The following is a 552-nucleotide window of genomic DNA, read 5'->3' as shown; positions in this document are numbered from 1 at the left end:
AGAACAGGTAACTAGGGCTAAGTCGTAACAAGGTAGCCGTACCGGAAGGTGCGGCTGGATCACCTCCTTTCTGGAGCCTCCTTGTTCGGGACGTCTGCTTAGCTAAAAGTAGAGTGCGCTTGCAATTACAACATTTTCTGTTTCCTCATTCTAAGTTATTTTAACGGATTTTGCATTGCTCTTTAACTAGATCAACACGAAACCGGGCTTGTAGCTCAGGTGGTTAGAGCGCTACACTGATAATGTAGAGGTCCCTGGTTCGAGTCCAGGCAGGCCCACTGGCACCAGCGGGTATCTGCTTGAATGCCAAATCTTGGGGGATTAGCTCAGCTGGCTAGAGCACCTGCCTTGCACGCAGGGGGTCAACGGTTCGACTCCGTTATCCTCCACATACTACGCCTTCTAATCGAGAAGGCACAATATTGGTTTAGCATGAAGCAATTCAACTATTCCACATTTGCTACCGATTGGGTAGTAAACGTTCTTTGACGTAAGGGAAAACAAGAAAGAGAAGTAAAAAGCGGGCTGTTATTCACAGAATAGCAGCACTTT

General features: G+C 47.3%; 2 tRNA genes and 1 rRNA gene. All 3 read left to right on the top strand.

From position 1 onward, the window contains the following. Positions 1-70 (top strand): 16S ribosomal RNA (locus ACYVGC_RS24985); the annotation flags it as partial. A gap of 134 nt (positions 71-204) precedes the next feature. Next, positions 205-278, top strand: a tRNA-Ile gene (locus tag ACYVGC_RS24980). 37 nt (positions 279-315) lie between these two features. Then, positions 316-389, top strand: a tRNA-Ala gene (locus tag ACYVGC_RS24975). Positions 390-552 lie beyond the last annotated feature (163 nt).

It is taken from the genome of Hymenobacter arcticus, assembly GCF_054779975.1.
This window is presented reverse-complemented; position numbering and strand designations above follow the sequence as displayed.